The following is a 2557-nucleotide window of genomic DNA, read 5'->3' on the forward strand; positions in this document are numbered from 1 at the left end:
CTCCACTTATGGCCACCCAAACTGCTCCACCCAGGCCGCGGTGATCTGACGCATTGAGCATGGTGCGTTGGGCGCCGTGAGGCCCGACCGGCAGGACGTTACTTTCTGCTCCCTTATCCCGAGGGAGCCCGAGGTTGAACGTCTTGAAGCCACATCTACAAACCACCATCTGGACGCTGCTCAAAGGCGGCGCCACCCAGCGCGAGATCGAACGCATCACCGGCATCTCGCGCCACACCATCCGCTCGTATCAGCAGCGCTTTGCCGCCGACCCTGCAAACTGCCCCGGGGTGGCCACCGACTCTCCCAGTCAAACTGCTCCACCCTGGCCACCGACTGGTCTGCCGGTGTCGCCGCCGGTGGCCACCTCCAGGTGCGAACCCCACCGCACCTTCATCGACGCCCAGCTGCGCCTGGGGCGCAACGCCACGGCGATCTACCAGGACCTGGTGGACCTGCACGGCTTTGATGGCGCCTACAACTCCGTCAAGCGCTTCGTGGCCCAACTGCGCCACAAGGAGCCCGAACAATTCGACCGCCTTTCGTTTGCTCCCGGCGAGGAGATGCAGGTTGACTACGGCGAGGGCGCGCCCACCCGCGTGCCAGGCACCGAGCGCTGGCGCAAACCCCGCCTGTTCGTGGCCACGCTGCGTTACTCGCGGCGCAGCTTCCGCCGTGTGGTCTGGAATTCCGGCCAGCAGATCTGGGCCGAGCTGCACGAGCAGGCCTGGCGCTACTTCGGTGGCTCTGCCCGGTACGTGGTGCTCGACAACCTCAAGGAAGGTGTCTTGAAGCCCGACCTGTACGAGCCCGCACTCAATCCGGTCTATGCGGCCACGCTCGCCCACTACGAGGTGGTGGCCGACCCGGCTCGGGTGCGTGACCCCAACCGCAAGGGCACGGTGGAGAACGCCATCGGCCACACCCAGGCCACCGCCCTCAAGGGCCGGCGCTTCGAGACGATCGAGGAGCAGAACGCCTTTCTGGAGCACTGGGAGAGCAAGTGGGCGGCCTCGCGCATCCATGGCGCCGAGCGCCGCCAGGTGCAGGCCATGTTCGAGGAGGAGCGCGCCCACCTGCAGCCACTGCCCTTGACCGGCATGCAGTACTTCACCGAGGTACAGCGCAGTGTGTGCGACGACAGTTGCGTGCGCATCGACCACAGCAGCTACGCGGCCCGCCCGGCGGTGATTGGCACCAAGGTGCTGGTGCGGATCTTCGAGCGGCGCATCGAGATCCGTGACCTGCGCACCCAGGCTTTGCTGCGCACCCACGCCCGCGTGGAGCGGCCCGGCACCGTGGTGTTGCCCCTGGCCGAGCGGGTGTTCAACCCCTCGCGCGAGACCCGCTTCATCCTCGGTCAGGCCCGGGCCATCGGCCCCCAAGCAGCACGCCTGTGCGAGATGCTGTTTGCCATCGAAGGCCGGGTCGGTCAGCGCAAGCTCTGGGGCATCGTCAACCTGGCGCGGCGCTACCCGCACCGTTTCATTGACGCAGCCTGCGCGGGTGCCATGGAGCAAGGCGTTCACAGCTACCGACACGTCAAGGCGCTGACCGAGCGGTTCGTGGCCGATGCCCTGGCAGCCCTAGAAGCCGCCTCCCCAGCACCGTCGGCCTCGGCATCAACGCTGACCCAGCAACACGCGCTCATCCGCAGTGCCGATGAATACGGCGATCTGTTCGCCCACGTCGCCACCGCCACTCAATCCTCCGAGAACACCCAGCCATGAACATGAACGAGATCGAACGCGCCCTGCGCGAATTGCGCCTCTCCGGCATCGCTGAGACCTTGTCCACCCGCGTGATGCAGGCCCAGGCCGCCCAGCAGCCCTTCCTGGAGACCTTCGCCACCATGCTGCAAGACGAGCTGGACCGGCGCCGCTCTCGACTGACCGAGCGCCGCTTCAAGCGCTCGGGCCTGACCGAGCGACTGAGCCTGGCGGACTTCGACTGGCGTTTCAATCCGAAGCTGCCGCGCAGCGCCTGCTTCGAGTTGCACACCCTGAAGTTCATCGGCGAGGGCGCCAACGCGCTGATCATTGGCAAGCCCGGCACCGGCAAGAGCCATGTTGCCAAGGCCGTGGCCTACCAGGCCACGCTGGCCGGCTATGACGTCCGCTATGTCGAGGCCGACACCGAGTTCGCCAGCTACGGGCTGGCCAGCACACAAGAGCAGGCCGAGAAACTCAAGGCCTGGATTGAGCCAGACCTGCTGGTCCTGGACGATCTGTTCCTGGCCAGGCGCATTGCCGATGTGAGCGCCGAGTTGCTGCAGGCCATCGTCCACCAGCGCTACAAGTTGCGCCGCGCCATCGTCATCACCTCCAACCGGGTGGTGCAGGACTGGGGCAAATACCTGGGCGACGCCACCATGGCCACCACCATCCTTGACCGACTCATGCACCGCTGCGCGATGCTGGAGTTCGAGGGCAAGAGCTACCGTTTGAAGGAGGCCGCCTCACGCATCGCCGTCACACCCGTATAGTCACAATCCGACCGTCCTGCCTGGAGCAGTTTGACCGGCCATAAGTGGAGCAGTTTGGGGTGGCCATCGGGG

The 2557-nt window shown here is 66.1% G+C and carries 2 protein-coding genes; both read left to right on the top strand.

The window, feature by feature from the left end; genetic code table 11:
* The first annotated feature begins 134 nt into the window (after positions 1 to 134).
* Complete coding sequence (gene istA / locus PHQ87_RS15985) at positions 135 to 1730, top strand: IS21 family transposase (RefSeq protein ID WP_300236600.1); 1596 nt, start codon at positions 135 to 137, stop codon at positions 1728 to 1730.
* A complete protein-coding gene (istB, locus tag PHQ87_RS15990) occupies positions 1727 to 2485 on the top strand; it encodes an IS21-like element helper ATPase IstB (protein ID WP_210827176.1) in 759 nt (252 codons plus the stop codon). Before istA ends, istB begins: the two co-directional genes overlap by 4 nt.
* The last annotated feature ends 72 nt before the right edge of the window (positions 2486 to 2557 follow it).

Source organism: Hydrogenophaga sp. (genome assembly GCF_028698005.1).
GTDB lineage: Bacteria > Pseudomonadota > Gammaproteobacteria > Burkholderiales > Burkholderiaceae_C > Hydrogenophaga.